Source organism: Neobacillus drentensis, assembly GCF_036965425.1.
Classification (GTDB): domain Bacteria; phylum Bacillota; class Bacilli; order Bacillales; family Cytobacillaceae; genus Neobacillus; species Neobacillus drentensis_F.
The window spans coordinates 14,150-21,941 of sequence record NZ_JBALPP010000104.1 but is presented as its reverse complement, the minus strand read 5'-3'; the positions used below and the strand labels follow the sequence as shown (position 1 = coordinate 21,941).

Annotated in this window: 5 protein-coding genes and 1 pseudogene; 2 read left to right on the top strand and 4 right to left on the bottom strand. The window is 37.7% G+C overall.

Translation table 11 applies throughout. The annotated features are described in order from the left end of the window. Window positions 1-236 precede the first annotated feature (236 nt). Window positions 237-1,538, top strand: coding sequence for a NarK family nitrate/nitrite MFS transporter (locus V7161_RS22605; RefSeq protein WP_335715098.1), 1,302 nt, complete (start codon window positions 237-239; stop codon window positions 1,536-1,538). A 46-nt stretch (window positions 1,539-1,584) separates the two neighbouring features. Here the strand turns inward: V7161_RS22605 and V7161_RS22600 are convergent, their stop codons facing one another. The 4 genes and pseudogenes from V7161_RS22600 to V7161_RS22585 form a co-directional block, all read right to left on the bottom strand. Next, window positions 1,585-2,415, bottom strand: a complete 831-nt coding sequence (locus V7161_RS22600) for a LysM peptidoglycan-binding and 3D domain-containing protein (RefSeq protein ID WP_335715097.1) — start codon at window positions 2,413-2,415, stop codon at window positions 1,585-1,587. A gap of 202 nt (window positions 2,416-2,617) precedes the next feature. Then, window positions 2,618-4,513, bottom strand: coding sequence for a formate dehydrogenase subunit alpha (fdhF, locus tag V7161_RS30455; RefSeq protein ID WP_420491653.1), 1,896 nt, complete (start codon window positions 4,511-4,513; stop codon window positions 2,618-2,620). Between the two features lie 6 nt (window positions 4,514-4,519). Beyond that, window positions 4,520-4,678, bottom strand: a pseudogene (locus tag V7161_RS30450) (hypothetical protein); the annotation flags it as partial. A gap of 146 nt (window positions 4,679-4,824) precedes the next feature. Further along, window positions 4,825-7,368, bottom strand: coding sequence for a PAS domain-containing protein (locus V7161_RS22585; RefSeq protein ID WP_335715096.1), 2,544 nt, complete (start codon window positions 7,366-7,368; stop codon window positions 4,825-4,827). A gap of 291 nt (window positions 7,369-7,659) precedes the next feature. Here V7161_RS22585 and yhfH point away from each other — a divergent pair. After that, window positions 7,660-7,792, top strand: a 133-nt coding sequence (yhfH, locus tag V7161_RS22580) for a protein YhfH (protein WP_335715101.1), incomplete at its 3' end; no start/stop codon positions are given.

Sequence of the window (7,792 nt, the reverse complement as noted above, 5' to 3'; positions counted from 1 at the left end):
CGAATTTGTCGACAGTCTGGAAGACCCTCCTTTGAGGGTCTTTTTCTCATTTGTTTTTGGTTGATAGTGGGATAAATATTACAACTTTTTGTCATTGCTCTTCAGTTCACAATTCCTTCACCATTTTTGTGACGTACGTCACAAAAATCATGTTACCATCTGATTTATAGTAACAACATAAACAACATTAACTACTTCAAAGATAAATTTTAAAAGAATTTTAGGGGGAATAAAAAATGGCTCGAATTAATTATTGGAATCCAGAAGATGAAAAGTTCTGGAACGCAGAAGGAAAAAAACATGCAAGGCGAAACCTTTGGATCTCCATTCCTTCATTAATGCTTGCATTCATCGTTTGGCAGATTTGGTCAGTTGTTGCAGTACGTCTTAACGATATCGGTTTCCAGTTTACTGAGGAACAATTATTTACACTCGCCGCAATTCCTGGTCTAGTCGGTGCAACACTTCGCTTTGTCTATACATTCGCAGCTGGTTCAATGGGAGGAAAAAACTGGACAGTAATATCTACCGCCATTTTAGCTATACCGGCAATTGGAATTGGTACTGCCGTCCAAAATCCAGATACTCCTTTCTCTATCATGCTATTGCTTGCAGCACTTTGCGGACTTGGCGGCGGTAACTTCTCTTCTTCTTCTGCTAATATCAGCTTTTTCTTTCCAAAGAAAGAAAAAGGAACAGCCCTTGGTATTAATGGCGGTTTAGGTAATATGGGTGTATCAGTCGTCCAATTCGTAACACCTTTAATTATTACTTCAGGAACATTCGCTTTGGTTGGTGACAAACAAGTATTAGCAAACGGTCAGGAAGTTTGGTTACAAAATGCAGCATTCATCTGGGTAATCCCAATCGTTATAATGACACTCCTTGCTTTATTTAAAATGGATAATGTCCCAGGCGCTAAACAATCAGTTACAGATCAATTTGTCATCGTAAAACGTAAGCATACATGGATTATGACCGCTCTATATGTTGCTACATTTGGTTCATTTATTGGGTATTCTGCGGCATTTCCGCTTTTACTAAAATCTCAATTTCCTGAACATATCTCACTCGCCTTCCTTGGTGCGCTTGTAGCCGCTGCTGCAAGACCTGTTGGCGGCTGGCTAGCCGACAAACTTGGCGGGGCAAAAGTCACTGCATATGTATTAGTAATTATGGGGATTGGCGCTGCAGGAGTTATTTATTTCTTAAATGGTAAACAATTTGCAGGTTTCTTATTGGCTTTCTTGGTATTGTTCCTTGCATCTGGTATTGGCTCTGGATCTACATTCCAAATGATTCCAAACATTTTCATTCCTAAAGAAGCAGCACCAGTAATTGGCTTTTCAGCGGCCTTCGCTGCCTATGGATCATTCTTTATCCCTAAACTTTTTGGATGGTCTGTAAATGCAACTGGTACTCCTGTAACAGCTTTCTATTTCTTCATTGGTTTTTATGTAGTCGCCTTTGGTCTTAACTGGTTCTTCTATCAGAGAAAAGCAACAGTGGCCAAAACGATTGCTAAACAGGTAGGATAAAAAAAAGTGTCAGGCACCGCAAATGGTACCTGACACTCTTTTTTTATTAATCTAATATTTTAATGGTTATTTGCTTTTTACCCCATTGAATCGCTTTTTGTTCAGAAGAAATAAACACATCTATCCGATTTCCTTTTATTGCTCCTCCTGTATCAGCAGCTGTGGCGACGCCATATCCTTCTACATACACTTTACTTCCCAATGGAATGACAGATGGGTCAACTGCAATCACCTTTGCATTAGGGTTGGCGTTTAAATCAACACCTGTTGCTGTTGTACCAGAACATCCTTCACAGGAAGCTGTATATGCTGTAGCCTTAACAGTAATTTCCTTTGTCTTCTCCGGTTCAATTACCTTAGCTTCTGGCTTAGGGGCAGGGGCAGGGGCAGCTGGAGCTGGAGCTGGCGCCTGAGCTTCTTTAGCTTCAACAGGTTTACTTACTGAAGCTGATGCAGTTTCAGTTTGGCTATTTGCTGCAGCTGTTTTAAAAGCCTCAGGCTTATTTATATTTTGATTGGTTAATCCTTGATAGATTACTAGATTTAAACCTGGGTGAATTAAATCTGTGTTCAATTCATTCCATTCTTTTATTTGAGAAACAGATACTTGGAATTTTTGTGCAATATCCCATAATGTATCGTCCTTTAATACCGTATATTGCTTTTCCGTTGCGATCGTTAATACATCTCCTGGATGAATCAGGTCAGTAGAAAGGTGATTCCATTTTTGAATGTTTTCTACAGATGTATTATGTACTTTTGACAGATCCCAAAGGGTATCTCCTTTTTTCACAGTTAATTCTGCCGCATGTACATTAGCGCCTACAGTTCCTGAGAGTGCAGCAACTGCGATGAATGTTTTTATTTTACTTATCATTGTTTGTTCCTCCCATGTTCTTTCGTTGCTAACTTGTACTCATAATAACATGAAATTTTCTGAAACAAAGAACAGGCAGATGTTAATTAAATGACAAGCATGGCAATTATATTACGATAATATTTCTAACTAACTGAATAGTCTGAAATTAGAAAAATAAAAGAGTAGTGCAGATTTTATCCACACTACTCCTCAAAACTGACTAGCTAATTTTTGAAATCGATACAGCGCATGCTTTATATTCGGCTGTACCCGAGATTGGGTCATATTCATTTAATGTTAATACATTCGTTGGGGTTTCGCTCCAGTGGAAGCTCATAAACACTAGGCCAGGGACAACTTGTTCCGTAATCTTTGCCTTAACCTCTAGTTCTCCTCTTCGCGAGCGTACCTGTACAATCTCCCCATCAGAAATGCCTAAAGCTTTCGCGTCATCTGGATGAATATCCACGGTTTCTTCAGTTTGTTTAATTTTTACGCCTGCGGCATAATGACGGGTCTGAGAATGTGTATTATAAGATTCATATCGTCTGCCAGTTGTTAACATAAACGGATATTCCTCATCTGGTAATTCCAAAGGAGCCGTATAATCCACGGGTACAAATGGTGATTTTTTATTAAGTGGTTCAGTTTGATGGAACCTTTCATGCATAATATAGGTGCCAGGATGGTTTTCATCAGGACATGGGTAATGGATGCTGTATTCGTTCTCAAGCCGTTCATAAGAAATACCGCCGTACATCTCCCAAGCAATCCTTCTGACTTCATCCCAAATTTCTTCACTATTGTTATAATGCATTGGATAACCCATCAACGTAGAAAGCTCGCAAAGAATTTCCCAGTCTTCCTTTATATTTGGATGAGCCTCAACCGCTTTACGAACCCTTTGAATTCTCCGATCTGTATTCGTGTATGTTCCTTCAACCTCTCCCCACGACTTTGCTGGTAAGACCACATCTGCCATTTTTGCAGTTTCGGTTAAGAAGATGTCTTGAACAATTAATAAATCAAGCTTTTCAAATAATGTTTTTGTATGATTCATATGCACATCTGCAAGGAGCGGATTTTCGCCAATAATATATAATGCCTTTAACTCCCCCATTTCTAAGCGGTCAAAGGTGCGTGTCTGTGTATCGCCAGCCTGAGGATTGAGCACAACGTTCCATTCTTTTTCATAACGAGTGCGAAACTCATCATTTGTAAGGCTCATTGCACCAGCAAGTTGATTTGGCAAACAGCCCATATCCCCTGCCCCTTGAACATTATTTTGTCCCCTTAAGGGCATAATTCCAGTACCTTGTTTCCCGATATTTCCTGTTAACAATGCAAGATTGGCAATATCAAATACATTGTTAACACCGCAGTGATGCTCAGTAATACCAAGGGTATAGGCGATCATAGATCCGCTCGAACCAGCATACTCTCTTGCCGTTTCTACGATATCTTTAGCTTCAAGCCCTGTAATGGATGCTGCATACTCAGGTGTATATTGCTCTACTTGTTTTTCAAGCTTTTCAAAATCCAAAGTAAATTGTTCGATAAATAGTGGATCGTACAGTCCTTCCTTTAAGATCACATGAATAAACGAATTGATTAAAGCAATATCTGTGCCGACATTGATTTGAAGATGACGATGGGCGATTTTGACCATGTCGATTTTTCTTGGGTCTATCACGATTACTTTTAGCCCTGATTTTGCTGCCTTTTTAATACGATTAGCAATAATTGGGTGAGCCTCAGTCGTGTTGGATCCCATTAGCAGCAATACTTCAGCGCGGTCAAAGTCTTCAAGTGTATTGGTAGGGAAACCGCTTCCAAAAACTGTTGCCAGACCGGCAACGCTCGGAGCATGTCACGTTCGGTTACATCCGTCGATATTGTTGCTATTTATGACGGTTCTCATGAATTTTTGTGTAATATAATTGGATTCATTTGTACTTCTTGCACAAGCGAACATACTAATCGCATTAGAGCCCCAATTGGTTTTAATTGAAGATAATTTATCTGCTATAATTTGAAATGCCTCTTCCCACGTTGCTTCAACAAGCTTACCTGCTCTCTTAATGAGCGGAGAGGATAATCTATTTTTGGCGTGCACATATTCATAGGCAAAGGCTCCCTTAACACATGTTTGCCCTTTGTTGACTGGTGCTTCCTTGTCACCGCGGATTTTCATAATTTTATTATCTTGAACCTCGAGAACTAAACCACAGCCAGTACCACAGTACCCACAAATCGTTTTTACAAAATTCGGTTCACCCATTGTATCCCTCCCATAAAAACCTAAATACCTCTATAAACATATTAGTCTATTTATCACGATTGTAGATTTCTTTTTTTCAAAAATTTTGTACATTTTATGAATGTAGAAAATGAAAATGAAAAAACGAGAGAATAGTTCTCTCGTTTTTAAGCTGTTTTAGCTGGCAATAAGATATTAAACGTTGTTCCCTTATTTGGTTCACTTTCAACAAATACTTTGCCCTTGTGACTTTCAATTATTTTGAAGCTTACCATCAGTCCTAAACCATTGCCAGTTTTTTTTGTAGTGTAAAATGGTTCTCCAAGTTTTTTTAACTTATCCTTTGGTATCCCTACACCCGTATCCTGAATCGAAATCTGCACATTATTTTCATGTATCATCGTTTTCACGTGCAAATCACCGCCGTTTGGCATTGCTTCAATTCCATTCTTAATGAAATTTAAAAACACCTGCTTTAAACGGTTCTCATCACATTCAATTTGAATAATCTCTTGATTACAGTCAAAATCCAGGCGGACATTTTTCTTTCTTGCTTCAAATTCAAGTAAGGAAACCACATTTTTAATAACTTGGACAACATTTTTTTCTTCTAATTCGACTGCCTTTGGTTTTGCCAGGACCATAAAATCCTCAACAATGGTATTTACCCTTTCAATTTCATCAAGAATAATATTTAAAAACTCTAACCGCTCAGGATCCTGCTCATCTAACTGCAAAAATTCCGCATATCCCTTCATAGAAGTCAGCGGGTTACGAATTTCATGGGCTACTCCCGCTGCTAATTGTCCCACGGCAGCTAGTTTATCCTGGCGATGAAGAACTTCTTCTGTTTTCTTTCTTTCTGTAATATCATTGCGGATCGCTAAATATTGATATGGTTTTCCTTGTTCATTTAAAAATGGAACTATTGTTGTATCCACCCAATAATACGTTCCATCCTTAGCCTTATTACGAATTTCACCTTTCCAGACCTTTCCCTCACCAATGGTTTTCCAAAGGTTTTTGAAAAACTCCTTTGTATGTTGGCCCGAATTAAGTATTCTGTGATCTTTTCCGATAATCTCTTCACGACTATATTGGGAAATCTCACAGAACTTATCGTTGACACTAGTGATGATCCCGCGAGAATCAGTAAAGGCTACAATAGAAGATTGGTCAAGGGCAAATTTGATATCATTATTTTCTTTGATGGTTTCTTTTAAGTGCTCCTCAGCACGTTTACGGTCGGAAATATCCGTTCGTATGGCTACATATTGATATGGTTTTCCCTTGCTATTTAGAAATGGAACAATCGTAGTATCGACCCAGTAAAGTGTGCCATCTTTAGCTCGATTGCAAATTTCGCCTTTCCATACTTTTCCTTGACCGATGGTTCTCCAAAGTTCCTTAAAGAAATCTTTTGAGTGATATCCGGAATTGAGGATTCGATGGTCCACTCCAAGTAGCTCTTCGCGATTATATTGGGAAATCTCACAGAATTTCTCATTTACGGTAGTAATTCTTCCTTTTTCATCCGTAATGGCAACGATGGATGATTGGTCGAGAGCAAAGGTGATATCTCGAACTTCTTTCGTTGATTCTAAAAGACTCTTCTCTGCTAATTTGCGCTGTGTAATATCTGAACGAATCGCGATATATTGGACCGGCCTCCGCCGCCTATCTAAAAATGGGACAATCGTAGTGTCCACCCAATAAAAGGAACCATCCTTTGCTTTATTTCGTATTTCCCCGCGCCAAACCTTTCCTTCTTGAATAGTCTTCCATAAGTCAGTAAAAAACTCTTTTGAATGATACCCTGAATTTAATAACCGATGGTTTTTACCAATTATTTCATCCCTAGTATACTTAGAAATTTCTTCAAATTTATCATTAACATAAATGATTGTCCCAAATGGGTCAGTAATGGCTACAATAGTGGAAGCATCCAATGCTGCTTTGATGTCATTTAAATTTGTATCTGAAGCAGCAAGCTGTTTACTGATCAAGGTACTCGAAACAATTAGACCGCCGATTATAAGGACGGATACAAATATCACCAAATAAATAAAAAAGGAGCTATCTGTACTGGACACATTAATTCCTTTAGTTGCAGTGGCAATAATGGAAGATTTTTTTAACAAAATATTCCCTTCGGCAATGGCCCCAGAAATGATAATGGCACTTATGGGTTTTAACCAGACTAGGTTTCCAAATGTATTGTTTTTTGTAGAAAAAAGAATCGATAAAGAAAATAAAAAAGAAGCAAAAATAAATATGCCTGAAAAAATAAATAAAACTACATTATATTTAATCGTTACGCTCATGGCATAAATCCCAATTACATGGATAGCAATTACAGCAAGTGCTAATAAAAAGCTCCCAATTATCAAATGGTAATATTGGATCTTTCTACTAAAAAACGGGATAAAGGCCATCCCTGTAAAAGCTACACCAATAAATATGGAAAGGATGGATAATGGGATATGATAACTGGATAACAAATTTGTATCAGAAGCAATCAGCACCATGAAATTCATAATCCATATTCCAACGCCCATGGAAATTGTCCCGCCAAGGAACAATAGTCGTTTATTATGATTCGATGAACGGATTAAGGTAAACATGTCTAATGCTGTATATGAAGCCATTATGGTTAAGCCAATCGCAATTATAAAAAAATAAGGGTGAAACGTTCCTGCCATTGCACTCATTAACTAGCTTCCCCCTTTATTCTAGTCTATTTCTACTATGATTGTAATGTAAACAAATTAGTTATGGAAGGACTAATTCTGAAAAAAGAAAGTAAAATTTATTTTAACCTTTTTCATCATAATCATGATTCAGAACACATCCAAGGAAATCATAACCGTGATAAAAGTCTTATTTTTAAAATAGTGCAAATTTTTTTAAAAAAGGTCTACACATTTTCTATTTTTTTGTTTATACTGTACTATAACAAAGGGAATATTAATAAACTGTATTAATAAAGGAGGAGTTTTAAAATGTTATTGAATCCAGTTGAATTTTTTCGTACGTTACCTAAAAAGGAATGTCCAGAATGTGGTCAGCATATGGAGGAGCAAGCTGAATCTTACTTAATGGAATGTGATCGTTGTTTGTCAAAAAAAGAGGAAT